At 74.3% G+C, this 23,281-nt stretch carries 25 protein-coding genes and 1 tRNA gene; 8 read left to right on the plus strand and 18 right to left on the minus strand.

Annotated elements, in window-relative coordinates:
- Positions 1-58: 58 nt before the first annotated feature.
- Entirely contained in the window at positions 59-658 is a 600-nt protein-coding gene (locus ACQZ2A_RS12405; protein WP_430211402.1) for a TetR/AcrR family transcriptional regulator, read from the plus strand.
- 44 nt (positions 659-702) lie between these two features.
- Here ACQZ2A_RS12405 and ACQZ2A_RS12410 read toward each other — a convergent pair whose 3' ends face one another.
- Together ACQZ2A_RS12410 and ACQZ2A_RS12415 are read right to left on the minus strand one after the other, a co-directional pair.
- Positions 703-1,785: a GtrA family protein gene (locus ACQZ2A_RS12410; protein ID WP_430211404.1), complete on the minus strand. Its 1,083-nt coding sequence runs from the start codon at positions 1,783-1,785 to the stop codon at positions 703-705.
- Between the two features lie 10 nt (positions 1,786-1,795).
- On the minus strand, positions 1,796-2,791 hold the full coding sequence (locus tag ACQZ2A_RS12415) for a phosphodiester glycosidase family protein (protein ID WP_430211406.1): 996 nt from the start codon (positions 2,789-2,791) through the stop codon (positions 1,796-1,798).
- A gap of 204 nt (positions 2,792-2,995) precedes the next feature.
- Here ACQZ2A_RS12415 and ACQZ2A_RS12420 point away from each other — a divergent pair, with 204 nt between their 5' ends.
- The 3 genes from ACQZ2A_RS12420 to ACQZ2A_RS12430 are packed head-to-tail and all read left to right on the plus strand — an operon-like array spanning position 2,996 to position 5,989.
- Entirely contained in the window at positions 2,996-3,601 is a 606-nt protein-coding gene (locus tag ACQZ2A_RS12420; RefSeq protein ID WP_430211409.1) for a DUF4956 domain-containing protein, read from the plus strand.
- A complete protein-coding gene (locus ACQZ2A_RS12425) occupies positions 3,598-4,362 on the plus strand; it encodes a VTC domain-containing protein (RefSeq protein ID WP_430211410.1) in 765 nt (254 codons plus the stop codon). The genes ACQZ2A_RS12420 and ACQZ2A_RS12425 overlap by 4 nt, the downstream gene beginning before the upstream one ends.
- A 10-nt stretch (positions 4,363-4,372) precedes the next feature.
- A complete protein-coding gene (locus tag ACQZ2A_RS12430) occupies positions 4,373-5,989 on the plus strand; it encodes a carbohydrate-binding domain-containing protein (protein WP_430211412.1) in 1,617 nt (538 codons plus the stop codon).
- Between the two features lie 83 nt (positions 5,990-6,072).
- Here ACQZ2A_RS12430 and ACQZ2A_RS12435 read toward each other — a convergent pair whose 3' ends face one another.
- The 6 genes from ACQZ2A_RS12435 to ACQZ2A_RS12460 all read right to left on the minus strand — a co-directional run bounded on the left by ACQZ2A_RS12435 (position 6,073) and on the right by ACQZ2A_RS12460 (position 11,798).
- Entirely contained in the window at positions 6,073-8,100 is a 2,028-nt protein-coding gene (locus ACQZ2A_RS12435) for an FAD-dependent oxidoreductase (protein WP_430211414.1), read from the minus strand.
- Between the two features lie 58 nt (positions 8,101-8,158).
- Positions 8,159-8,638, minus strand: coding sequence for a DUF1992 domain-containing protein (locus ACQZ2A_RS12440; RefSeq protein WP_430211416.1), 480 nt, complete (start codon positions 8,636-8,638; stop codon positions 8,159-8,161).
- Between the two features lie 45 nt (positions 8,639-8,683).
- Entirely contained in the window at positions 8,684-10,060 is a 1,377-nt protein-coding gene (locus ACQZ2A_RS12445; RefSeq protein ID WP_430211419.1) for a cystathionine beta-synthase, read from the minus strand.
- Positions 10,061-10,073: 13 nt separating this feature from the next.
- Positions 10,074-11,087, minus strand: a complete 1,014-nt coding sequence (locus tag ACQZ2A_RS12450) for a Clp protease N-terminal domain-containing protein (protein ID WP_430211421.1) — start codon at positions 11,085-11,087, stop codon at positions 10,074-10,076.
- Positions 11,084-11,350 (minus strand): hypothetical protein, encoded by a 267-nt coding sequence (locus ACQZ2A_RS12455; RefSeq protein ID WP_430211424.1) that lies wholly within the window; start codon positions 11,348-11,350, stop codon positions 11,084-11,086. Before ACQZ2A_RS12455 ends, ACQZ2A_RS12450 begins: the two co-directional genes overlap by 4 nt.
- Before the next feature lie 61 nt (positions 11,351-11,411).
- Positions 11,412-11,798, minus strand: a complete 387-nt coding sequence (locus tag ACQZ2A_RS12460; RefSeq protein WP_430211427.1) for a thioesterase family protein — start codon at positions 11,796-11,798, stop codon at positions 11,412-11,414.
- A 96-nt stretch (positions 11,799-11,894) separates the two neighbouring features.
- Between ACQZ2A_RS12460 and ACQZ2A_RS12465 the strand changes: the two genes are divergently transcribed.
- Entirely contained in the window at positions 11,895-12,956 is a 1,062-nt protein-coding gene (locus ACQZ2A_RS12465; protein ID WP_430211429.1) for an SGNH/GDSL hydrolase family protein, read from the plus strand.
- Positions 12,957-12,971: 15 nt separating this feature from the next.
- Here ACQZ2A_RS12465 and ACQZ2A_RS12470 read toward each other — a convergent pair whose 3' ends face one another.
- Entirely contained in the window at positions 12,972-13,364 is a 393-nt protein-coding gene (locus ACQZ2A_RS12470; RefSeq protein ID WP_430211432.1) for a RidA family protein, read from the minus strand.
- Between the two features lie 201 nt (positions 13,365-13,565).
- On the opposite strand from ACQZ2A_RS12470, the gene ACQZ2A_RS12475 reads away from it, so the two are divergent.
- On the plus strand, positions 13,566-14,789 hold the full coding sequence (locus ACQZ2A_RS12475) for an acetyl-CoA C-acetyltransferase (protein ID WP_430211434.1): 1,224 nt from the start codon (positions 13,566-13,568) through the stop codon (positions 14,787-14,789).
- Between the two features lie 84 nt (positions 14,790-14,873).
- Here the strand turns inward: ACQZ2A_RS12475 and ACQZ2A_RS12480 are convergent, their stop codons facing one another.
- The 6 genes from ACQZ2A_RS12480 to ACQZ2A_RS12505 form a co-directional block, all read right to left on the minus strand.
- Positions 14,874-15,209: a hypothetical protein gene (locus ACQZ2A_RS12480; protein WP_430211436.1), complete on the minus strand. Its 336-nt coding sequence runs from the start codon at positions 15,207-15,209 to the stop codon at positions 14,874-14,876.
- The gene (locus tag ACQZ2A_RS12485) at positions 15,206-16,048 is read right to left on the minus strand and encodes a Bax inhibitor-1/YccA family protein (RefSeq protein WP_430211439.1); all 843 of its coding nucleotides are present in this window, start codon (positions 16,046-16,048) and stop codon (positions 15,206-15,208) included. The genes ACQZ2A_RS12480 and ACQZ2A_RS12485 overlap by 4 nt, the downstream gene beginning before the upstream one ends.
- 340 nt (positions 16,049-16,388) lie before the next feature.
- A tRNA-Leu gene (locus ACQZ2A_RS12490) sits at positions 16,389-16,463 on the minus strand.
- Positions 16,464-16,493: 30 nt separating this feature from the next.
- Positions 16,494-17,441 carry an exopolyphosphatase gene (locus ACQZ2A_RS12495; RefSeq protein ID WP_430211441.1) on the minus strand — a complete coding sequence of 316 codons (948 nt, stop codon included), beginning with the start codon at positions 17,439-17,441 and terminating at the stop codon, positions 16,494-16,496.
- Positions 17,438-17,962, minus strand: a complete 525-nt coding sequence (locus tag ACQZ2A_RS12500; RefSeq protein ID WP_430211443.1) for a DUF501 domain-containing protein — start codon at positions 17,960-17,962, stop codon at positions 17,438-17,440. The genes ACQZ2A_RS12495 and ACQZ2A_RS12500 overlap by 4 nt, the downstream gene beginning before the upstream one ends.
- Positions 17,959-18,402: an FtsB family cell division protein gene (locus ACQZ2A_RS12505; protein WP_430211446.1), complete on the minus strand. Its 444-nt coding sequence runs from the start codon at positions 18,400-18,402 to the stop codon at positions 17,959-17,961. Before ACQZ2A_RS12505 ends, ACQZ2A_RS12500 begins: the two co-directional genes overlap by 4 nt.
- On the opposite strand from ACQZ2A_RS12505, the gene ACQZ2A_RS12510 reads away from it, so the two are divergent.
- Positions 18,392-18,628, plus strand: a complete 237-nt coding sequence (locus ACQZ2A_RS12510) for a hypothetical protein (RefSeq protein ID WP_430211449.1) — start codon at positions 18,392-18,394, stop codon at positions 18,626-18,628. The two genes, ACQZ2A_RS12505 and ACQZ2A_RS12510, sit on opposite strands and share 11 nt — an antisense overlap.
- Here ACQZ2A_RS12510 and eno read toward each other — a convergent pair.
- Complete coding sequence (eno, locus tag ACQZ2A_RS12515; protein ID WP_430211452.1) at positions 18,609-19,898, minus strand: phosphopyruvate hydratase; 1,290 nt, start codon at positions 19,896-19,898, stop codon at positions 18,609-18,611. The genes ACQZ2A_RS12510 and eno overlap by 20 nt on opposite strands.
- A 236-nt stretch (positions 19,899-20,134) precedes the next feature.
- Between eno and ACQZ2A_RS12520 the strand changes: the two genes are divergently transcribed.
- The gene (locus ACQZ2A_RS12520) at positions 20,135-21,043 is read left to right on the plus strand and encodes a type IV toxin-antitoxin system AbiEi family antitoxin domain-containing protein (protein ID WP_430211455.1); all 909 of its coding nucleotides are present in this window, start codon (positions 20,135-20,137) and stop codon (positions 21,041-21,043) included.
- A gap of 97 nt (positions 21,044-21,140) precedes the next feature.
- On the opposite strand, the gene ACQZ2A_RS12525 is transcribed toward ACQZ2A_RS12520, so the two are convergent.
- Positions 21,141-22,079, minus strand: coding sequence for a pseudouridine-5'-phosphate glycosidase (locus ACQZ2A_RS12525; protein WP_430211458.1), 939 nt, complete (start codon positions 22,077-22,079; stop codon positions 21,141-21,143).
- On the minus strand, positions 22,076-23,245 hold the full coding sequence (locus tag ACQZ2A_RS12530) for a PfkB family carbohydrate kinase (RefSeq protein WP_430211461.1): 1,170 nt from the start codon (positions 23,243-23,245) through the stop codon (positions 22,076-22,078). Before ACQZ2A_RS12530 ends, ACQZ2A_RS12525 begins: the two co-directional genes overlap by 4 nt.
- Positions 23,246-23,281 lie beyond the last annotated feature (36 nt).

A 23,281-nucleotide genomic window follows, 5' to 3' on the forward strand; every position in this document is an offset into this window, starting at 1 on the left:
TGCAAGCATATAACTATCTGCACTCGCTGCAAAATTGCGCTGACGGCATACTGGGGTCATGAGTACCGGTACGGGCGGTGTCCCCGGCCTCCGTGACCGCAAGAAGGAGGAGACGCGCCTCCGACTTCACACCGCGGCGCTGCGGCTCGCCGTCGAGCGGGGCGTCGGAGCCGTGACCGTCGAGGAGATCGCCGCCGCGGCCGAGGTCTCCCCCCGCACCTTCTTCAACTACTTCGCGACGAAGGAGGACGCGCTCGTCGACGCCGACCCCGCCCGCACGGCGCGCGTCCGGGACGCCGTCCTGGCCCGGCCGCCCGAGGAGTCCCCGGCGGCCGCCCTGCGTGCCGTCCTCACCGAGCACATGCGCCTCCTCGAGGCCGACCGCGACCTGTGGCGGATGCGCAGCGAGCTCGCGGCACGCAACCCCGGGCTCACCGCCCGCGCGGCCGGGGCGGGCGACCGCTTCGAGGCCGCGCTCGTCGAGGCCGCGTACGCGCGCACCGGGACCGACCCGGCCGACGACCTCGTCACGGGGCTCACCGCCAGGGTCGCGATGGCGGCGGTGCGGGCCGCCTACCAGCAGCACCGCCTCGCGGGTCAGGAGGGCTCGCTCGCCGACCGCCTCTCCAGCGCCTTCGACGCCGCCGGACTGCGCTGACTCCTCGCGAACGTGTGTGAACGCGCCGGGGGTCTCCGGCGAGTTCACACACGTTCGCGGGGACGGGGAGCCGGCGGGGTCGTTGCCGCCGTCGTGGGCCCGCGCAGGCCACTGCCGGCCGACGGCGCGAAGACGACGCGCCGCTGGACGGTGTACGACACCGCCAGCAACAACCCCTCGGTGAGGATCTTGCCGACGAGGAGGGGCATCCCCAGCCCGGCCACGAGCAGCTGCATCGAGGCCGCGTTGGCCGCCAGCACCGCCGCGACGAGGGCGGCGTACCGCAGCGCGGCACCCCTCCCCGCCGGTCCGAAGACGAAGCGACGGTTGGTGCGGTAGTTGACGGTGGCGCTCGCCAGCCGGGCCGAGACGACGGAGAGCACCAGGTTGCCGGTCAGCACGTGGACGAGGAACAGCAGCGCGTAGTCGACGGCGGTCGCCAGCAGCGAGGACGCCGCGAACCGGGCCATCGGCGCGTACACGCGCAGCGAGTCACGGACCGGCCGGAAGTGCGAGGAGGCGTTGCCCTGGAGGTAGACGGTCGCGACGGGCACCTCCACCACCGAGTGCCCGGCGCCGTGCGCCCGCAGGAGCAGCTCGAGCTCGTACTCGAAGCGCTCGCCCTCGACCTCGCACAACCAGCCGAGCATCTCCGACGGGTAGGCCCGCAGCCCGGTCTGGGTGTCGGACAGGTCGATCCCCGTCGCCAGCATGAAGAGCCGACGGGTCGCACCGTTCCCGAGGCGGCTCCGCGCCGGAACCGCCCCGGTGAACCGGCGCGCCCCGAGGACCATCGCCCGGCGGGATCGGGCCACCGTGTCCGCGACCGTCAGGACGTCCTCGGGCCGGTGCTGGCCGTCACTGTCCGCGCACACGACGTCCTCGCCCGGCCAGAGCACGCCGGCGCGGGCGAAGCCGGTCTTGAGCGCCCGTCCCTTGCCCCGGTTGACGTCGTGGTGCACGACCACCGCCCCGGCGCGCGCGGCCCGGGCGAACACCGCCGCGAAGTCCGGTCCGCTGCCGTCGTCGACGACGAGCACGTGGAGGTCGGGGCGGGCGGCTCGCAGGTCGCGCACCAGGTCGACGAGGCGCCCGTCGGGCTCGTAGGCGGGGACGAGGACGATCACGGCGCGCCCCTCAGGCCCCGATGTAGAGGATGTCGGAGGTGCCGCGCTCCTGGCCCTTGCCGAGGGGGTCGTTGACGAGGTCGCCGTCGAAGACCATCGCCGAGGACCCGCCGCCGTCGAGGTTGTAGGCCACCTGCGCGCCGCGGTCGACGAACACCTGCGCGAACTCGCTCATCCCGATGCCGCGGCTGTACCCGGTGGACCGGCCGTCGGCGACGATGACGAGCACGTGGTTCGCCTCGACGAGGCCGATGCCCGTCCGCGGCTGGTTGCCCTGCACCGAGTGGTTCCCGAAGTTCGTGTCGACCTCGACCGAGTCGATGCCGTCGACCACCGCACCGCCGTCGACGAGCCCGGGACCGAACGAGAGCGTCTGCCAGACACCGTCGTCCACGAGGGCCTTGGCCGTGGTCGCGGTCTCGTCGTAGAGCCGCATCGACCCGTCGCGGTACCAGGCCAGGCCCTGCCGGGCGCCCTCGTCGCGGTAGGCGACCCCGTTGCGGACGACGATCCCGTTGTCGCGGAACCCGTAGTAGTCGCCGTTGACGGCCCACACGGCGTCGACCGCGGAGGCGATGGCGCTCGGGACCTCGATGATGTTCTGCCCGAACTCGTCGTTCGCGAAGGCCGAGCGCAGGACCGTCGCGTCCTCCAGCCGCAGGTCGGCCGTGAAGTACACGAGCTGGTCGTCGCCGCTCCCGACGACCGTCCTGGAGATGTCGATCGTCGCGAGATCGCTCGTGTACGTGGTGCCGGAGACCGTGCCGCCGGTCGACGCGGTGGCCGCGGAGGCGACGCCCTGGCTCGCCTCGTAGGCGCTGGCCGAGGCGACCTCGACGTGGTCGACGACGTACCGCTCCAGGGCCCAGCCGGTCCCCGTCGCGGCGAGGGCGGCGAGGCCGGCGCCTCCGCCGAGGAGGGCGCGGCGGCCGACGCGACGACGGGGAGGACCCACCGACGGCGGCGGGGTGCGGTCGGGGGCGAGGGTGCTCGTGGGCTCGTTCATGGGAGCCACCGTCGGGCCGTCGGCTGTGCACCCGCTGTCCCCTGCCGGTGGGTCCCTCATGACCGTCCTGCGGAGACGCTGGAGCGGATGTCGTTCGGCGACAACGCCATACCCAAAGTCGCCACACCGACCTCGCACAGAGGCCCCACAGCCGCGGCGGGCCTGATGGTTCCCGACACCCCTCCCCCGACCCAGGAGCCTCCCGTGAGCACCCTGATCGTCTACGCCGCCGACGTCGCGGCCATCTGCCTGCTCGTCTTCGCCCTCTACGTCCCCCGGCACGGCCGCCGCGACCTCGTCGTCGCCTACCTCGGCGTGAACATCGGGGTGATGGCCGTCGCGTCCGCGTTGCTGGACAGCGCCGTCGGGGCCGGCCTGGGGCTCGGGCTGTTCGGCGTCCTGTCGATCATCCGGCTCCGCTCCGAGGAGCTGGCCCAGCACGAGGTCGCCTACTACTTCGCGGCCCTGGCCCTCGGTCTGCTGAGCGGGCTGGCGGTCGGCCCGGTGTGGCTCCCCGTCGCCCTGATGGCCCTGATCGTCGGCGCCCTCTGGCTCGGTGACCACCCCCGGATGCTGTCCCGGCACCGTCGCCGCGTCGTCGTGCTCGACCGCGCGTACGACGACGAGCGCGACGTCGCCACCGCCCTGGAGAAGCGCCTCGGCGGCCCGGTCATCGGGGTCACGGTCCTCAAGGTCGACCACGTCAACGACTCGACGACCGTCGACGTCCGCTTCCGCGTGCCCGTGACGCCGGCCTCCGCTCCCGACGCGGCCGCACCGGTCCGCCGCACGACGGTCCTGGTCCCGTGAGCGCCACCGCGCCGGCCCGGTTCGACGACCTGCCGGCCATCGCGCTCGACGAGCTCGTCGCGACGAGCGACCTGCTGACCCGGGTCGACCGCAAGTACGTGCTCACGGCGACCGAGGCGACGATGCTCACCGACCTCGCCCCGGCCGGGACCCGCGTCCTGGAGATCGACGGGTACCGCACCCTCGGCTACACGACCCGGTACCTCGACACCGGCGACCTGCTCACCCAGCGGCTCGCCGCGCACAATCGTCGCCGCCGCTTCAAGGTGCGCTCACGGCGCTACGAGCTGACCGGCGCGTCGTACCTCGAGGTGAAGACCCGGGCCGGCGAGCACACGGTCAAGACCCGCCTCGCGGGGGACCACATCCGTGAGCGCCGGATCGACTGCGCCGGAGCCCGGTTCGTCACCGAGTCGCTGGCGGCATCGGGCATCGACCCGGCCGTCGTCCCCGACCTCGCGCCGGCCCTGGACATCCGCTACGACCGCACGACGCTGCACCTCGCCGACGACGGGACCCGGGTCACCGTCGACCGCGCCCTCGGCTGGGAGCGCCCCGACGGGCTGCGGCTCGAGCGGCCCGACCTCGTCGTCGTCGAGACGAAGAGCCCCGGACGGCCCTCGTCCCTGGACCGGGCTCTCTGGTCGCTCGGCCACCGCCCCCGGCGGATGAGCAAGTACGCCACCGGCCTCGCCGCGCTCGACCCCGCCCTTCCCGCCAACCGCTGGGCGCGCACCCTGCGCGACCACGTCCGTCCCTGAGGAGACCACGATGAAGCTCACCAAGGCCCGGGCCGCCGTCACGGCCGCCCTGCTCGCCGCCACCCTCGCCGGCTGCGGCGTCGCCGGAGCCGTCACCGGCGCCTCCGTCGACGACAGCAGCACGACGACCAACGCCACCGCGACCCCCGGCGCCACGGTCGAGGCCGTGCTCGCCGCGAACCAGGAGTCGCACGCCGACACCGACGACGGCAGCTACGACGCCTCGGGCGCCGTCACCGTCACCCTGTCGGGGTCCACGGCCACCGCCTCGGGCGACGGGGTCACGGTCGAGGACTCCACGGTGACGATCAGCGCCCCCGGCACCTACGTGCTCACCGGCACGCTCGCCGGGCAGGTCGTCGTCGACTCCTCCGTCGAGGGCACGGTCCAGCTCGTCCTCGACGACGCGCACATCACCTCCTCGACCGGCCCGGCCGTCTCGGTCACCGCCGCCGACGAGGTCGTCGTCGTGCTGGCCGACGGCTCGACCAACACCCTCGAGGACGGCTCCGGCTACGGGGACGGCGAGGGCGAGCCCAACGCGGCCCTCTACTCCGCGGCCGACCTGACCATCGCCGGCACCGGGTCGCTGACCGTCACCGGCAACAGCAACGACGGCATCGGGTCACAGGACGGGCTGGTCATCCTCTCCGGCACCGTCACGGTCACCGCCGTCGACGACGCCGTGCGCGGCAAGGACTACGTGCGCGTCGAGGGCGGCACGCTCACCGCGAAGGCCGGTGGCGACGCCCTGACGTCCGACAACGCCGAGGAGGGCGACCGGGGCTACGTCGCGGTGCTCGGCGGGACGGTGGAGCTGACCGCCGGCGACGACGGCATCCAGGCCGCCACCGACGCCGTGATCGGCGGGGGCACCACGACGATCTCGGCCACCGGTGACGGCATCCACGGCGACGTCAGCGCCACCGTCGGCGGCGGAACGACGACGGTGAGGAAGTCCGCCGAGGGCCTCGAGGGCAAGGTCGTCACCGTCTCCGGTGGCACCCTCGACATCACGAGCTCGGACGACGCCGTCAACGCCACCGACGGCTCGAGCTCCGGTGGCGGAGGCGGCGGCGGGGGTGGCGGGATGTCGGCCCAGGACGGCGTGTCCGTGACGATCAGCGGCGGCACGGTCATCGTCGACGCCGAGGGCGACGGCCTGGACTCCAACGGCTCGATGTCGATCACCGGCGGAACCGTCGTCGTCAGCGGCCCGACCGGCAACGGCAACGGCGCGCTCGACACCAACGGCGGCCTGACCGTCTCCGGCGGCACGGTGCTGGCGGCCGGGTCCTCCGGGATGGCCGAGGCGCCGTCCACCGACTCCGAGCAGGGCTGGCTGTCGGCGACCTTCGACTCCGGGTACGCCGAGGGCACCGTCGTCCAGGTGGTGAACGACGGGGAGGTCATCGCCTCGTTCACGGCGAGCAAGACCTTCTCGTCGGTCGTCTTCTCGTCGTCGGCGATCACCTCGGGCGAGTCCTACGAGATCTGGGTCGACGGCACGCCGTCCGGGACCGCGGTCGGTGGGCTGGCCCTCGGCGGCTCGACCGACGGCGGCACGAAGCTCGGCACGGTGACGGCCGACGTGTCCTCCGGCGGCCAGGGCGGCGGCCGCCCCTGACCCACCCGTCGAACGACGAGAACATGCCGTGCGGTCCGGGGTTCGCACGGCATGTTCTCGTCTCTCGACCGGCGTGGCCGGGGTCAGAGGGCGGCGGCGACCTCGGTGCCCTGGCGGATGGCGCGCTTGGCGTCGAGCTCGGCGGCGACGTCGGCACCACCCACGACGTGCACCCGGATGCCGTGGGCCTCCAGCGGCTCGGCGAGCCCCCGCACCGACTCCTGCCCGGCGCAGACGACGACGGTGTCGCAGGCGACGACCCGCCGCTCGGCACCGTCCTCGCCGAGGGCCACGTGCAGCCCGTCGTCGTCGATGCGCTCGTAGGCGTGCACCCCGGTGACCTGCTCGACGCCCTTGGCGCGCAACGACGCCCGATGCACCCAGCCGGTCGTCTTGCCGAGCCCCTTGCCGATGGAGGTGGTCTTGCGCTGGAGCAGCACGACCTCGCGCGGGCTGGCCCCGGGCTCGGCGACGGCGACGCCGCCACGGGTCTCGGCGGGGTCACCGACCCCCCACTCGCGCCGCCACGCGGGGGCATCGAGGGTCGGGGAGGCATCGCTGGTGAGGAACTCGCAGACGTCGACCCCGACGCCGCCGGCCCCGATGACGGCCACCCGGCGCCCGGCCGTCCGCTCGCCGCGGACCAGCTGGTCGTAGGTCATGACCATCGGGTGGTCGACACCCGGGATGTCCGGCAGGCGCGGCGCGACGCCGGTCGCGACGACGACCTCGTCGACGCCGGCGGCCACGAGCGAGTCGACGTCGGCCCGCTCGCCGAGCCGCACCCGCACCCCGAGCACCTCGAGGCGCCGCGTGAAGTAGCGGATGGTCTCGGAGAACTCCTCCTTGCCGGGGATGCGCATCGCGATGTCGAACTGCCCGCCGAGGTGGTCACGCGCCTCGACCAGCTCGACCTCGTGCCCTCGCTCAGCCGCGGTGACCGCGGCGGCCATCCCGGCCGGTCCCCCACCGACGACGACCACCTTGCGCCGCACCGGAGCCCGTCCGATGACGAGCTCGGTCTCGTGGCCGGCGCGCGGGTTGACCATGCAGGTCGCCCGCTTCTTGACGAAGGTGTGGTCGAGGCAGGCCTGGTTGCACGCGATGCAGGTGTTGATCTCGTCCGAGCGCCCCTCGGCGGCCTTGCGGACGAACTCGGGGTCGGCGAGGAAGGGCCGGGCGAGGGAGACGAGGTCGGCCCCGCCGGCGAGCACCGACTCGGCGACGTCGGGGGTGTTGATGCGGTTGGTCGCGACGACCGGGAGCGACGTGTGCTCCTTGAGCCGGGCCGCGTACCCCGTGAACGCCGCGCGCGGCACCGACGTGACGATGGTCGGCACCCGCGCCTCGTGCCACCCGATGCCGAGGTTGAGGATGCTCGCCCCGGCCGCCTCGACCTCGCGCGCGAGCGCGGTCACCTCGTCCCAGGTCTGCCCGTCCTCGACGAGGTCGAGCACCGAGATCCGGTACACCAGCAGGAAGTCCGGGCCGGTGGCCTCCCGCACGGCGCGGACGACCTCGACCGCGAGGCGCCGGCGGTTCTCCGGCGAGCCACCCCAGCGGTCGGTGCGTCGGTTCGTGCGGGGGGCGAGGAACTGGTTGATCAGGTAGCCCTCGGACCCCATCACCTCGACGCCGTCGTAGCCCGCCTGTTGCGCGAGCCGCGCGGCCCGCGCGAACGCTCGCACCTGACGACGAACACCCCTGTCCGACAACGCTCTCGGGCGGAACTTGCTGATGGGGCTCTTGACCGCGGACGGCGCGACGCACCACGGCGTGTACGCGTACCGCCCGGCGTGCAGCAGCTGGAGCGCGATCCGGCCGCCCTCGGCGTGCACCGCGTCGGTGACGAGGCGGTGGCGGGCCAGCTCGCGGCGCGAGGTCAGCTTCGAGGCCCCCGGGTACAGCGTGCCCTCGAGGTTCGGGGCGAACCCGCCGGTGACGATGAGCGATGCTCCGCCCCGGGCGCGCTCGGCGAGGTAGGCGGCGAGCTTCGGGAAGTCCTTCGCCCGGTCCTCGAGCCCGGTGTGCATCGACCCCATGACGACCCGGTTGGGCAACGTCACGTGGCCGAGGTCGAGCGGGGCGAGCAGGTGGGGGTGGTCGCTCATCGGGCCTTCCTCGTCGGGCACCGGCGCGCGGCGCGGTCCCGGCGGGCGGGTCGCGGCCTCAGCGGCGGCGGCGCCACCAGCGGCGCCTCGGGCGAGCCTCTCCCGTTGTTACCGGCGGGTCAACCTCGAGGGGCTGTGAGGATGCTCGCAGCTCCCGCCAGCGCCCGACCATCTCCTCGACGTCGACGGTCGGGGCGAGCAGCGGTGGCATCCGGCCCTCCGGCGGGCGCAGCCGGTCGCGGCGCACGCGGTGGTTGAAGTCCTCGAGCACGCGGCGCACCGACTCCTCGGTGCGCAGCTCGAGCAGGCTCTCCGGGAACGTCGCGGCCTCCTTGCGGAGGGCGACGGCCGGCGGGAGGGCCCCGGTGAAGTCGATCTGCTCGCGCTCGGCCAGCTGGCGCACCCACCACAGCGGGTCGTCGGTGCCCTCGATGCGCAGCGGCTTCCCGGCGCCGGGCAGGTCGTCGAACTCGCCCCGCTCCTGCGCCTCGCGGATGGCGCGCTCGACCGGCGACTCGTAGCGGGGCCGCTCCACCATGCCCCCCAGTCTCACCCGGGAGCGCCCCTCGACGGGGCCCGCGGGTCAGTCGGCGAGGAAGGAGAGCAGGTCGGCGCGGGTGAGCACCCCGACCGGCTTGCCGTCCTCGACGACGAGCACGGCGTCCGAGCCCTCGAGCTCGTGGCGCGCCGTGGAGACCGGCTCGCCGGCGCCGACGAGCGGCAGGCCCGGGCCCATGTGCTTCTCGACGGGGTCGGCGAGGTGCGCCGACCCGGTGAACAGCGCCTCGAGCAGCGCCCGCTCCGAGACCGCGCCCGCGACCTCGCCGGAGACGACCGGCGGCTCGGCCTTGACGACCGGCATCTGCGAGACGCCGTACTCGCGCAGGATCTCGATGGCGTCGCGCAGCGTCTCGTTCGGGTGCGTGTGCACGAGGGCGGGGAGGTCGCCCGCCTTGGCGTGCAGCACGTCGCCGACGGTGCGCTCGCCCTCGGCCTTCATGAAGCCGTACGAGGCCATCCAGTCGTCGTTGAAGATCTTCGACAGGTAGCCGCGGCCGGAGTCCGGGAGCAGGACGACGACCACCGCGTCGTCCGGCAGCTCGCGGGCCACCCGCAGCGCGGCGACGACGGCCATCCCGCAGGAACCGCCGACGAGCAGGCCCTCCTCGCGGGCGAGGCGGCGGGTCATCTCGAAGGAGTCGGCGTCGGAGACGGCCTCCACGCGGTCGACCTGGTCGGGGTCGTAGGCGCTGGGCCAGAAGTCCTCGCCGACGCCCTCGACGAGGTACGGCCGGCCCGTGCCGCCGCTGTAGACCGAGCCCTCGGGGTCGGCGGCGACGACCTGGACGCGCCCGCCGTCGCGCTCGGCCGAGACCTCGCGCAGGTAGCGGCCCGCACCGCTGATGGTGCCGCCGGTGCCGGCGCCGGTGACGAAGTGCGTGATGCGGCCGTCGGTGTCGCGCCAGATCTCCGGACCGGTCGACTCGTAGTGCGAGAGAGGGCCGTTGGGGTTGGAGTACTGGTCCGGCTTCCAGGCCTTCGGCGTCTCGCGGACGAGCCGGTCCGAGGTGGAGTAGTAGGAGTCCGGGTGGTCCGGGGCGACGGCGGTCGGGCAGACGACGACCTCGGCGCCGTACGCGCGCAGCACGTTGCGCTTGTCCTCGGAGACCTTGTCCGGGCAGACGAAGATGCAGGTGTAGCCCTTGCGCTGGGCCACCAGCGCGAGACCGACGCCCGTGTTGCCCGAGGTCGGCTCGACGATGACGCCGCCCGGCTGCAGCTCGCCGGACTCCTCGGCCGCCTCGACCATCTTCAGCGCGATGCGGTCCTTCACCGACCCGCCGGGGTTGAGGTACTCCACCTTGGCCAGGACCGTGGCCCCGATGCCGTCGGTGACGGAGTTGAGCTTGACGAGCGGGGTGTTCCCGACGAGGTCTGCGATGTGCTCGGCGTACTTCACGCCGGCCATCCTGTCACGGCCGCAGGGGCTCCTCGTCCTCGCCCGCGAGCACCGTCAGCGCGTCGGTGGACGCGCGGGCGCCCACCCGCAGCAGGCCGAGGACCAGCCGCCGGGCCGGCCGACCGGTCCGGCGCGCGAGCAGGCCGCCGCGCACGAGCTCCACCCGTGTCGCGCCGTCCGCCTCGGCCCCGATGCTCACGTGCGACCACTGCGTGAGCCCCGTGCGCCCCCACCGGGCCTGCTCCCGGGAGACCGACCACACCACGAGGCCCGGCTCATCGCCCTGCGGGGGCCGGGCCAGGACGAGGCGACGCACGAGCGTCGCTTCCCGCCACGGGAGGCGGCGCCGGCCGGGGTCCGGCACCGTGCGCGCCTCGACCTCGGACACCACCCGCTCGCCGGCCACGCCGAGCCATCCGGTGGAGCCGGCGGCGGTCGAGCAGCGGCGCCACACCGCTTCCACCGGGCTCTCGAGCACCACGACGCGGCGCACCGCCTGCCCCGGCGACCCGACGAGCAGCTCGACCCCCGGCAGGGTCGAGGGGTCGACCTCGTCGGTGCCGCGGGCCACCGGGACGTCGAGCGTCACGACGGCCTCGCGCACGGCATCGGGATCCGCACCCTGGTGGGTGATGAGGGCGCGGACGGTGCCGCCGGGCTCGTCGACCAGCCGCAGGAGGACCGCCGGCAGCGCATCGCCCGGGACGAGGGCCTCCATCGCCCGCTGGGCGAAGGTCAGGTCGCCGACCGCGCCGTGGTGGAGGTCCGCGAGGGGAGGTCGCGGCTGACTCGGCGCGACCGGGACGCTGATACCGAGCCGCTCCACCTCGGCCCGGACGACGGCGTCGACGGCGCCGCGCGTGCCCTCGAGGGTGACACCCCGCTCGCGCAGCGCCCGTCCGACCACCGGGTCGTGCAACGTCGCGAGGAAGACGTGCTCGACGTCGACCTCCCGGTGCCCGAGGAGGGCACACTCGCGCCACGCCGTCTGGCTGAGTCCGATGCTCGCGCCCCACCGACCGTTCACGTCCTGCTCCTGCCTCGTCCTGCGTCGGGGCGCACGCGCCCCCGGAACTTCTTGTGCGCCGCCTGCCGGGACACCCCGAGGCACGCGGCGATGTCGGCCCAGGTCATCCCGGCCTCGAGCGCGGCCTCGACGTGCTGCAGCTCGAGGGCGACGGTCTGCTGGCGCAGCCGGGCCACGGCACGCAGCCCGGCGGCGGGGTCGAGCACCTCGCCGGTCGGTGCCGGCAGGGCCTCGCCGCCCGCGCCCCGGTCGTCGCTCGCCATGGCGTCAACCTAGGTTGACACCGGTCCGCGTGTCAACCCTGGTTGACGAGCAGCCCCGCGGTCAGGGTCGGGCCACCCGGGCCGTGAAGCGCGCGACGTCGACCACGGCGCGCTCGACCGTGCCGCGCGCCAGCACCGTGCCGTCGGCCCCGGTGGCCACGACCTCCAGCACCACGCTCCGGCCGTCGTCCGAGAGCATCCGGGCGCCGACCGTGACGACGTCGCCGACCGCGCTGGGGGCGAGGTGGTCGAGGGCGACCGCCGTCCCGACGCTGGTGCTGCCCCCGGGCAGCGCGCCGTCGAGGGCCGCCACGGTCGCCGCCTCGGCCCAGGCCAGCAGCCTCGGCGTGCCGAGCACCGGCAGGTCACCCGAGCCGAGCGCCGCGGCGGTGTCCCCGCCCGCCACCGTGCGCACCACCTCGGCCGATCGGCGCGGGTGGGGGTCCATCCGGTCAGCGTAGGCCGGTGCCGTGCGAATCCGGTCCACGTCCTCGGCGCCCGGCGTTACCGTGGACGTCCGAACCGAGGAGGAGGACCCACGGGGATGGGACGCGCACGCCGGGCCCGCCGGATCGCCTCCACCGCCGCGTACGGCGGAGGCGGGGTCGCTGCTGCCGGAACGGCGCTCGCCGCGCTCGGCTGGGGCGTCATCAAGGCCGAGGCGGTCCTCGCGCGGCGGGCCATCGGTCATCCCTTCGACACCTCCCCCGACGACAACGGCCTCTACGGCGCGGGGCGCGGCGCCCCGTGGGAGATCGTCGTCATCGGCGACTCCTCGGCCGCGGGCATGGGCGCCGACCACCCGCACGAGACGGTGGGCGCGATCGTCGCCAACGGCGTGTCCGCGCTCACCGGGCGCGCCGTGCGGCTCACGAACCGGGCGGTCGTGGGCGCCGAGTCCGGTGACCTCGAGCGCCAGCTCGCCAACGCCCTCGAGGACGTCATGCGCCCCGACGTCGTCCTCGTCATGGTCGGCGCCAACGACGTCACGCACCGCATCGAGCGCGCCGCCGCGGTGCGCCACCTCGAGCAGACCGTCCGCCGCGTCCGAGCCCTGGGCAGCGAGGTGGTCGTCGGCACCTGCCCCGACCTCGGCACCATCGAGCCGATCCGCCAGCCGCTGCGCTCGCTCATGAAGCGCTGGTCCCGCGACCTCGCGGCCGCCCAGACCGTGGCTGTCGTCGAGGCCGGCGGGCGCACCGTCTCGCTCGGGGATCTGCTCGGACCGGAGTTCGCCGCGTCGCCGCGCGAGATGTTCAGCAGCGACCAGTTCCACCCGTCGGCCGCCGGCTACGCCCGGGCCGGCGCCGCCCTGCTACCGAGCGTGTGCGCGGCGCTGCGGGTGTGGGGCGCCGACACCGACGACCGTGCCCCCGAACCCCGCCGCGGCGAGGGCGTGGGCCCTGTCGCCGTCGCCGCCGGGCAGGCCGTGCGCGAGGCCGGCACCGAGGTGGCCCCCACCGAGATCGCCGGTCAGTCGCGCGGCCCGCGCGGGCGCTGGGCCGTGCTCCTGCGCCGTCGCCCGGACGCCGCCGGACCGGCCGCGGACCCGGTGGCCGAGGACGAGACCGCCGGTCCGGCGGGCTCCCCCACACCGGCCGGCTGAGGCCTCCGGCCGCGGTCAGCCCTCGGCCACGACCGCGTCCACCTCGACCTCCACGCGCCAGCGGGCATCGAGCAGGCCCGCCACGAGCACCATCGTGCTCGCCGGCCGGATCTCGCCGAAGATCTCCCCGTGCACCGCGGAGACCGCGTCGACCACGTCGAGGTCGGTGACGAAGTGCCGGGTGCGGATGACGTCCTCCGGCCGGCCCCCGAGCTCGGCGAGCGCGCCGAGGGCGATCTCCCAGCAGCGGCGGGCCTGCGCCCCGGGGTCGGGGCTGACCGCCCCGTTCTCACCGATCGGTGCCGTCCCGGAGACGGCGATGTGCTGGCCGACGCGGACGGCGCGGGCGAACCCGACGCTCCCCTCGTACGGAGACCCTGACGATGCCCGGCTGCGCGTGGTGTCCATGGGCTCATCCTGTCCCTCCGGCGGCGTACGCACGACCCCCCGATGGGTCGGACCGGGTGCCGGTGGTCGAGACGCAGCCCACAGGGCCGGCCCGGTTCCCTCGGGCGGGGCGAGCGCCTACGCTGGACGGCCAGTGGTGAGCGCTTGCTCACCTCCCGGGCCGGCGCCCCACGACCGGCCACCCGACCCCTGGAGGACCCCGTGCCCGAGGCCGTCATCGTCGCCACCGCCCGCACCCCGATCGGTCGGGCGTTCAAGGGGTCGCTGCGCGAGATGCGCCCCGACGACCTGTCGGTGCAGGTCGTCCGCGGCCTCCTCGACCAGCTCCCGGGCCTCGACCCGACGACCGTCGACGACCTCTACTGGGGCTGCGCCGACCCCAGCGGCAAGGCCGGCAACAACATGGCCCGCGTCATCGCCGTGCTCGCCGGCCTCGACGGCCTGCCCGCCGCCACCGTGAACCGGTTCTGCGCCAGCTCGACCCAGACGATGCGGATGGCCTTCCACGCCATCAAGGCCGGCGAGGGCGACACCTTCGTCGTCGGCGGCGTCGAGTCGGTCTCGACCAACGCGGCGTTCCGCGGCGCCGGCGAGTCCGACCCCGACGCCCTCAACCCGGTCTTCGCCGAGGCGATGGAGCGCTCGGCCGCGATGGCGTCCGCCAACGAGACCTGGTCCGACCCGCGCGAGAGCGGCTCGCTGCCCGACGTCTACCTCGCGATGGGCCAGACCGCCGAGAACGTCGCGACGCTGCGCGGTGTCACGCGCGAGCGCCAGGACGAGTGGGGCGTCACGAGCCAGAACCGCGCCGAGAAGGCCATCGCGAACGGCTTCTTCGAGCGCGAGATCCTGCCGGTCACGCTCGCCGACGGCACCGTGGTGTCCCGGGACGACGGCCCGCGCGCCGGAGTGACGCTCGAGGCGGTGCAGGGCCTGCAGCCGGTCTTCCGCGAGGGCGGCACCGTGACCGCGGGCAACTGCTGCCCGCTGAACGACGGCGCGTCCGGTGTCGTCGTGATGAGCGACGAGCGGGCACGCGAGCTCGGCCTCACGCCGCTGGCGCGCATCGTCTCCACCGGCGTCTCGGGGCTCTCGCCCGAGATCATGGGTCTCGGCCCGGTCGAGGCCTCCCGGCAGGCGCTGTCGCGCGCGGGGCTCTCGATCGGCGACATCGACCTCTACGAGATCAACGAGGCGTTCGCGGCGCAGGTGCTGCCCAGCGCCGACGACCTTGGGATGGACCTCGACAAGCTCAACGTCAACGGCGGCGCGATCGCGCTGGGCCACCCGTTCGGCTCGACCGGCACGCGCATCATGACCACGCTGCTGAACGGCCTCGAGGAGCGCGACGGCACCTTCGGCCTCGAGACGATGTGCGTCGGCGGCGGCCAGGGCATGGCCATCGTCGTCGAGCGCCTCTCCTGACCCGCCTCCCCCACTCATTGCCCAGAACCCACCTCTCGAGGCCTCGTACGGCGCTCGGGATGTGGGTTCTGGGCAATAGGTCGGCTAGGGGAGGGCGCGGCGCAGGTCGGTCAGCTGCTCGGTGAGCCCCTGGGCGCGGCCGGCGGCGTAGGCATCCCACACGACGACGGCCAGCTGGTCGACGAGCGCCGCGGCGCCGAGGTCCGGGACGTCCACCCCGGGGGCGGTGCGGGCGGCCACCTCGTCGACGAGCTCGCGCACGAGCGGCGCTGCCGGCTCGGCACGGGTCAGCGGCAGCTCGGACCAACGACGGGCGATGCGGTCGAGCTCGATGCGCGCCGCGGCGGGCACCGGGTCCGCAGACGACGGCGCCGGGGCGGGATCCCCCGCCCCGGCGCCGGCCGGTGGTGCGTCGGTCACTCGCGCATGCGCGCGATGAGGCGCAGGAACTCGATGTAGAGCCAGACGAGCGTGACGATGATGCCGTGGGCCAGCAGCCACGAGTACTTCTGCGGCGCACCGGTGGCGATCGCCCGGTCGACCATGTCGAAGTCGAGCGCGAGGCTGACGGACGCGAGGCCGACGGCGAACAGCGAGATGGCGATGCCCCACGGGCCGGAGCCGCCGAAGCCGAACGCGGTGTCGGTGACCATCGCGAAGACGAAGTTCGCCACGGCGAAGATCGCGTAGCCGAAGATCATCATCGTGACGATCCGACGGAACTTCGGGGTGACCTTGATGAGGCCGACCTTGTAGGCGATGAACATGCCGACGAAGGTGGCGAGCGTCGCGAGGACGGCCTGCGCGACGATGCCCTGGTAGCGCTGCTCGAAGAACTGGCTGACGGCGCCGACGAAGAGGCCCTCGACGACGGCGTACCCGACGATGAGCGGCACGCTGAGCGTCTTCTTGAAGGCGATGACCAGGCCGAGGATCAGGGTGGCGATCATGCCGCCGAGCCACAGCCCGATCCCGAGGGCCGGGTTCGTGGCGGCGACGACCCAGCCGACGGCGCCGAAGCCGACCACGAGGGCGAAGAGGCCGAGCGTCTTCATGACGACGTCGTCCATCGTCAGGGCGCGGTCGGTGCCCGGGCGCAGGGCCGAGGGGGCCGAGTACATCTCCTGCAGCTGCTGGGCGCTCAGCTGGTCGGTGGCGGCGTGCGAGGCGCCGGCAGCACCGCTGCCGCTTCCGCCGAAGCCCGCGTAGCCGCTGCGGGCGTCCTTCTCGAGCCGGTTGAAGGCCGGGTTGTTGGCCATCGATCCTCCGTGCGTGTCGTGGCGGTGAGGCTCACCGTCGTCCGTACCAGCGTAGACGTTCGACGATCTTCCTGAGTTCCCGCTGAGAGCCGCAGTGGACGGCGTTCTCGCCCGCCCACCACGTCCCTCGCGAACGTGGGTGAAAACCGTCGCCCTGCCGAAGGATCTCACCCACGTTCGCGATGGTCGGGCCACCGCTCACGCCCCCGACGGGAACCGGCCACGTCACTGCGTTCGGATGCCTCCCGACTCCCCTCGGGTGCGCTGGCGCGCCCCCGACGGGGCACCATCGCTCACACTCCGTTCGAGCGACTCCCGACTCCCTCCGGGTGCGCTGGCGCGCCCCCGACGGGAGTCGAACCCGCACCTGTGGCGCTTTTAAGGCGCCTGCCTCTGCCGGTTGGGCCACGGGGGCGCGCCCACCGTAGCGCGCAGCGGCTCGGCGTCAGCCGGCGACCGAGAGGGCGATGCCGTCGAGGATGTCGTGCTCGCTCGTGACGACGCGCACGCCGGGCGAGCGCAGAGCCACCCGGGCGAGCACCTCGTGCCACACCAGCGCGCCGGCCCCGATGACGTCGACCCGGCCGGGGTGCATGTACGGCAGGGCCCCGCGCTCGACCCGGGGCATCCCCAGCAGGTCGCGGCAGGCCACCCGGTGCAGGTCGAGGGGGACCTCGGCCAGGTGGATGGCGTCGCGGTCGTACCGGTCCAGCCCGAGGGCGTGCGCCGTGACGGTCGTGATGCTCCCGGCCAGCCCGACGACGGCACCGAGGTCGCCGAGGTCGACGACGCGCTCGGCCTCGGCGAGGGCGTCCGCGATGTCCGCGCGTTCGGCCGCGACCTCGTCGTCGGTGGGCGGGTCGCCGGCGAGGTGCCGCTCGGTCATCCGGACGCAGCCGATGTCGACGGAGCGGCCGGCCTCGACGTCGTCGGTGCCGCGGACCAGCTCGGTGGAGCCGCCACCGAGGTCGACGACCAGGTAGGGGCCGTCGATGCCCCGGCGCCGCAGGTCGCCGGTGGCGCCGGTGAAGGACAGGCGGGCCTCGACGTCACCGGCCACGACCTCGGGCGCGACGTCGAGGTCCCCGAAGGCCTCGCGGACGCCGGCCACGAACTCCTCGGCGTTGCGGGCGTCGCGCGAGGCCGAGGTGGCGACGAAGCGGACCGCCTCCGCGCCCAGCTCTCGGCACCGGGCGGCGTACTCGCGGCTCATGGCGAGCGTGCGCTCCATGGCCTCGGCGCCGATGACCCCGGTGCGGTCGATGCCCTGACCGAGGCGGACCACCTCGGTGCGCCGGTCGACGTCGGTGAGCAGGCCGTCGTCACCGACGTCGGCGACGAGCAGGCGGATCGAGTTCGTGCCGCAGTCGACGGCACCGACCCTGCGCGTCACTGACCCTCTCCCGCAAGCGTTTCCGAGCAGGGGGCGCGGTCCCACCAGGGACCGAGGAGCTCCAGCGCCTCGTCGCCCAGGGGGTTGACGCCCGGCCCGGCCCCGAGCGAGTGGGCCGCCAGCACGTGCAGGCACTTGACGCGGGTGGGCATCCCACCGGCCGAGATGCCGGCGACCTCCGGGACGTCGCCGAGCTCGGCCCGCCGCGCCAGGTAGTCCGCGTGGGCCCGCTCGTAGCCGGCCCGCAGCTCGGGGTCGGCCTCGAGCCGGTCGGACATCTCCTTCATGACGCCGCGGCTCTCGAGCGTGGAGAGGGCGCCCGTGAGGCGAGGACACGTGGCGTAGAACGAGGTCGGGAAGGGGGTGCCGTCGGGCAGACGGGGCTCGGTGCGCACGACGTCGGGGTCGCCGCAGGGGCAACGGTGCGCCACCTCGACGACGCCTCGCGCCTCGCGGCCGAGCTGACGGGTGACGGCGTCGAGGTCCGCCTGCGCGACCGGTGGCCGCTCCGGACCGCTCACCGCACCGCCCCGGGGGCGTCGGCCGTGCGGACCGACTGCCACACGGTGGAGTACCACGGCAGGGTCGACTTCTGCTCTGCCGCACCGGGACCCACCGCGGCCGCAGCACCCGGCGTCTGCGGCTCGGGGTCGAGGACGGTGAAGGCTCGCTCCCCCGGCCGGACGAACTTCAGCCGCTGGCGCGCCTGCTGCTCGACGTACGCGGGGTCCTCCCAGCGCTCGCGCTCGGCGCGCAGCTCGGCGACGTCGGCCTGCTGCGTCGCGACCTTGTCACGAAGGGCGGCGATCTGCCCGCGCTGGTGCACCCACGCCGCCACGGACGATGCGAGCAGCACCACGATGAAGACGCCGATCGTGGCGAGGACGACGCCGCGGCGCAGCATCCGGTTCGAGGCTGCGCCGCCGACCCGCCCGCGCCAGCCGGAGGGGGTGCGGCGCACCACCTTCGCCGTGGTCGTCGACGCCTTGGAGGGGCGGGGCGACGCGGACGCCGGACGGGAGGGGCCGCGGCTGCCCGTCCCCCGCGCGGACCCCGACGTGCGGGAGGACGCCGACGGGCGCGCCGCGGACCCGCGGCGCGGTGGGCGCGCTGCGGGTCCGGTGCTGCGGCTCGTGGCCATCGGCTGCTCCCCCGGCGTCCTGGGGCTCAGGCCCGGCCGGCGGTGAACCGCGGGAAGGCGCCCGCGCCGGCGTAGACCGCGGCGTCGTCGAGCTCCTCCTCGATGCGCAGCAGCTGGTTGTACTTCGCGACTCGCTCGGAGCGGGCCGGTGCGCCGGTCTTGATCTGGCCGCAGTTGGTGGCGACCGCGAGGTCGGCGATGGTGACGTCCTCGGTCTCGCCGGAGCGGTGGCTCATCATGCAGCGGTAGCCGTTGCGGTGCGCGAGGTCGACGGCGTCGAGGGTCTCGGTGAGCGAGCCGATCTGGTTGACCTTCACCAGGAGTGCGTTGGCCGTGCCGGTCTCGATGCCGCGGGCGAGGCGCTCGGGGTTGGTGACGAACAGGTCGTCGCCGACGAGCTGGACCTGCGCTCCGAGGCGGTCGGTCATCGCCTTCCAGCCGTCCCAGTCGGACTCGTCCAGCGGGTCCTCGATAGAGACGAGCGGGTAGGCCGCGACGAGCTCGGCGTAGTAGTCGACCATCTCGGCGGAGGTCTTGGAGCCACCCTCGAAGGTGTACGAGCCGTCCTCGTGGAACTCGGAGGCCGCGACGTCGAGCGCGAGGGCGATCTGCTCACCGGGGGTGTAGCCGGCCCGACCGATCGCCTCGACGATGAGGTCGAGCGCCGCGCGGTTGGACTCGAGGTTCGGGGCGAAGCCGCCCTCGTCGCCGAGCCCGGTGGCCAGGCCCTTCTCCTTGAGGACGGCCTTGAGCTCGTGGTAGACCTCCGTGCCCCAGCGCAGGGCCTCGCGGAAGGTCTCGGCGCCGATCGGCGCGATCATGAACTCCTGGATGTCGACGTTGGAGTCGGCGTGGCTGCCGCCGTTGAGGATGTTCATCATCGGCACGGGCAGGACGTGCGCGTTCGGGCCGCCGACGTAGCGGAAGAGCGGCAGGTCGGCGGAGTCGGCGGCGGCACGGGCCACGGCGAGCGAGACGCCGAGGATGGCGTTGGCGCCGATCTTCTCCTTGTTCGCGCTGCCGTCGATGGCGAGCATCTCGGCGTCGACGAGGCGCTGCTCGCTGGCCTCGAAGCCGAGCAGCTTGGGGCCGAGCTCGTCGATGACGGCGTCGACCGCCTTCTCGACACCCTTGCCGCCGTAGCGGTTCTTGTCGCCGTCCCGGCGCTCGACGGCCTCGAAGGCGCCGGTGGAGGCGCCACTGGGGACGGCCGCGCGGGCGACGGTGCCGTCGTCGAGGGCGACCTCGACCTCGACGGTGGGGTTGCCGCGCGAGTCGAGGATCTCGCGCGCGCCTACTGCCTCGATGCTGGCCACGGGGAACTCCTGGGAGGGGAGGAACAGGTTTCCTCCCGAGCGTAGCCGGGCGGGCGAGGGTCACCGGGGACCGACCCGCTCCCCGGACGCCCTGCCTCCGCCCCGACCCAGGTGGACGCGCGAGCCGCCTTCCTGCGCGCGAGCCCCCGGGAACCGGCTCCCGCCCGGGAACCCGGCTCGACCGGGCCTGTGGAGAACCCCGCGGCCGTCCGGCGGGACGTGGGCACAGTGGACCGGTGCCCGATCTCGACCGCCTCCTCGCCACCGGGTCCGGCGTCCTGACGACCCGGGCCGCGACCGCGGCGGGCCTCACCGACGACGACCTGCGGCGCGCGACGGCAGGCGGCCGGCTGCAGCGCGTGCGCCGAGGGATCTACGTCGAGCACGCGACCTGGCAGTCCGCGACCCCGTGGGTCCGTTACCGCTTCCTCGTCCGCGGCGTGCTCACGGCCCGACCGGGCTGGGCCGCCTCCCACCACGCGGCGGGCGTCCTGCACGGGTTGCCGGTGCACGGCGTCGACCTCGCGCTCGTCGACGTCGCCGCCGAGGTCGGGACGAGCAAGCGGCGGGGCGGCACCCATGTGCACCGGCTGGAGACCGACCTCGTCGAGGCGACCGGGCTGCCCGCCGTCCCCGTCGCGCACGCCTGCGCCGTGCTGGCGTGCGCGAGCGGCGTCGAGTCCGGCGTGGTGTCGATGGACGGCGCCCTGCACGCGACGGCCTGCTCGACCGCCGAGCTGGAGGCCGCCATCGAGGCCCTCGGTGAGCGGACGGGCATCGGCCGGGCCCGCGAGGCCCTGCGGCTCGCGGACGGTGCTGCCGAGTCGCCCGGCGAGTCCCGCACGCGGATCCTGCTGTCGGGGCTCGGGGTCCCGGTCCGCTCGCAGGTCGACCTCTTCGACGCCGACGGTCACATCGGGCGGGTCGACCTGCTGGTCGGTGACCGGGTCGTCGTCGAGTTCGACGGGATGGTCAAGTACGAGGGGGCCGACGGACGGGAGGCGCTGGCGCGCGAGAAGCGGCGCGAGGAGCGGCTGCGCGATGCGGGGTACCGCGTCGTGCGGGTGCTCTGGTCCGAGCTCCGGCAACCGGCCGTCGTCCTGGCACGGGTCCGCGCCGCGCTCGCCGCCGCGGCCTCCGTCTGATGCGAGCCGCCTTCCGGCACGGGAGCCGCCTGCACGGGGCTCGAGCGCGGGAAGGAGGCTCCGCTGGCGTGACCGCGCGGGCCGCCCCGTCCCGCGCTCAGGCGCCGGCGGCGTACGCGACGGCGATGGCGGTGCCGACGACGGCGTTGTTCCGCACGAGCGCGAGGTTGGTGTTCAGCGACCGCCCGTCGGACAGCTCGACGAGCCGGCCGAGCAGGTACGGCGTGATGTCCTTGCCGGTGATGCCGCGCTCGGCACAGTCGGCGAGGGCCCGCTCGATGACCGCGTCGATGTCGGCGCGGGGCATCTCGTCGGCCTCGGGCACCGGGTTGGCGATCGAGATCCCGCTGCCCAGCCCCAGCCCGAAGGACGCACGCATCAGGGCGGCGACCTGCTCGGGGGTGTCGACGCGCATCGGCACGGGCAGGCCGCTGGAGCGCGAGAAGAACGAGGGGAACTCGTCGGTGCCGTAGCCGACGACCGGCACCCCGAGGGTCTCGAGCACCTCGAGGGTGCGGCCGATGTCGAGGATCGACTTCACGCCGGCCGAGATGACCGCGACCTCGGTGCGGGCCAGCTCGGTGAGGTCGGCCGAGACGTCCATCGAGGTCTCGGCGCCCTGGTGCACGCCGCCGAGCCCGCCGGTGACGAAGACCCGGATGCCCGCCAGCGCCGCGATCCGCATGGTGCTGGCGACCGTCGTGGCGCCGTGCACCCCGGTGGCGACCACGTGCGGGAGGTCGCGGACGCTCACCTTGCGGATGCCGCCGTCGGCACCGAAGAGCTCGAGCTGGTCGTCGGAGAGGCCGACGGTCGGGCGGCCGTCGAGGATCGCGATGGTCGCCGGGACGGCTCCGTGGTCGCGGACGATCTGCTCGACCTCGCGGGCCATGGCCACGTTCGAGGGGTACGGCATGCCGTGGCTGATGATCGTCGACTCGAGCGCGACGACCGGGCGGCCGGCGGCGAGCGCCTCGCGCACCTCGGGCGCGACGGCGAGCATCGGGTGCGGGGTGGCCGGGCTGGCGGTGGTCATGCGGAACGCTCCTCGGTGGACGGCTGGTCGGGCGTGAGGTGGGCCGCGACGAGCGCGGGGGTCAGGTCGGGGCGGACGGTGTCGGGGGAAGCCACCGTCAGCGCGGCGAGGACCTGGCCGAAGCGGGCGGCCTCGACGACGCCGTCGCCCGCGAGCAGGGAGTGCACGTAGCCGGCGGTCATCGCGTCACCGGCCCCCGTGACGTCGGCGACCGAGGTCGGTGGTGCGCTGACGAGGTAGACGCGCCGCTCCGGCGCCGGGTCCTCGGCCGTGGGCCGGGGCGCGACGGAGAGCAGGCTGCCGCGGGTCCCGCGACGCACCCAGACGTGCTCGACGCCGCGGTCGTGGAGGATGCCGGCCGCCTCGACGACCCCGTCGACCTCCGGGTCGACGTGCCGCCCCACGAGGGCCGCGAGCTCGTCGAGGTTCGGGGTGACGGTGTGGACCGGGACGGTGCCGTCGAAGACCGCGGCGGCCTCGGTGGCCTTGGCCACCGACACCGGCTCGAAGACGCCCACCACGCCGGCCTCGGCGGCGGCCGCCAGGACCCAGCGCACCACGGTCGGGCTCACGTTGGCGTCGACGACGACGGCGTCGGCACCCTCGAGGAGCGACGGGACGACGCCGAGCTCGCCGACGGTCAGCTCGTCGGTGGCGCGCATGTCGGCGACGGCGACGAGCAGGTCCCCCTCGTCGTCGAGGACGGCGGCGTAGGTGCCCGTGGGGTAGGTCGAGGTGACGAGGTGGCGGCAGTCGACCCCCGCGGCCTCGGTGCGTGCGGCCACGGTGCGCCCCGCGAGGTCGTCGCCGACGGCCGCCACGAGCACGGTGGGGCTGCCGAGCCGGGCGAGGTTCTCGGCGATGTTGCGTCCCACCCCGCCGACGGCCGAGGTCGAGACCCCGGGGTTGCTCGACCCGATGACCGGGCGCACCGAGATCCGCATCTTCGCGTCGAGCACCGCTCCCCCGACGACCAGCACGGACTGCGCCTCCGGCCGGACGAGGTAGCCGCGGCCGAGGAGCACCCCCTTGCGGGTGAGGTTGCTCAGGTGCACCGACACCGCCGCGCGGGTCGAGCCGAGGCGCTCGGCGAGGGCGGAGGCGTCGAGCAGCGGCTCGGCGCGCAGCAGCGCGACGATCTCCCGCTCCCGCGCAGTCAGACTCACGTTGCAGACGTTAAGCGATCTTGCACATCCAAAGCA

The sequence above is a fragment of the Phycicoccus avicenniae genome (genome assembly GCF_050496545.1).
Taxonomy (GTDB): Bacteria; Actinomycetota; Actinomycetes; order Actinomycetales; family Dermatophilaceae; genus Phycicoccus; species Phycicoccus avicenniae_A.

What these genes read in the sequence shown, in the direction of transcription:
- ACQZ2A_RS12405 (WP_430211402.1), top strand. Translation starts at nt 59, where the DNA reads ATGAGTACCGGTACGGGCGGTGTCCCCGGCCTCCGTGACCGCAAGAAG.
- ACQZ2A_RS12415 (WP_430211406.1), bottom strand. Translation starts at nt 2,791, where the DNA reads ATGAACGAGCCCACGAGCACCCTCGCCCCCGACCGCACCCCGCCGCCG.
- ACQZ2A_RS12430 (WP_430211412.1), top strand. Translation starts at nt 4,373, where the DNA reads ATGAAGCTCACCAAGGCCCGGGCCGCCGTCACGGCCGCCCTGCTCGCC.
- ACQZ2A_RS12435 (WP_430211414.1), bottom strand. Translation starts at nt 8,100, where the DNA reads ATGAGCGACCACCCCCACCTGCTCGCCCCGCTCGACCTCGGCCACGTG.
- ACQZ2A_RS12440 (WP_430211416.1), bottom strand. Translation starts at nt 8,638, where the DNA reads ATGGTGGAGCGGCCCCGCTACGAGTCGCCGGTCGAGCGCGCCATCCGC.
- ACQZ2A_RS12455 (WP_430211424.1), bottom strand. Translation starts at nt 11,350, where the DNA reads ATGGCGAGCGACGACCGGGGCGCGGGCGGCGAGGCCCTGCCGGCACCG.
- ACQZ2A_RS12460 (WP_430211427.1), bottom strand. Translation starts at nt 11,798, where the DNA reads ATGGACCCCCACCCGCGCCGATCGGCCGAGGTGGTGCGCACGGTGGCG.
- ACQZ2A_RS12465 (WP_430211429.1), top strand. Translation starts at nt 11,895, where the DNA reads ATGGGACGCGCACGCCGGGCCCGCCGGATCGCCTCCACCGCCGCGTAC.
- ACQZ2A_RS12470 (WP_430211432.1), bottom strand. Translation starts at nt 13,364, where the DNA reads ATGGACACCACGCGCAGCCGGGCATCGTCAGGGTCTCCGTACGAGGGG.
- ACQZ2A_RS12485 (WP_430211439.1), bottom strand. Translation starts at nt 16,048, where the DNA reads ATGGCCAACAACCCGGCCTTCAACCGGCTCGAGAAGGACGCCCGCAGC.
- ACQZ2A_RS12525 (WP_430211458.1), bottom strand. Translation starts at nt 22,079, where the DNA reads ATGACCACCGCCAGCCCGGCCACCCCGCACCCGATGCTCGCCGTCGCG.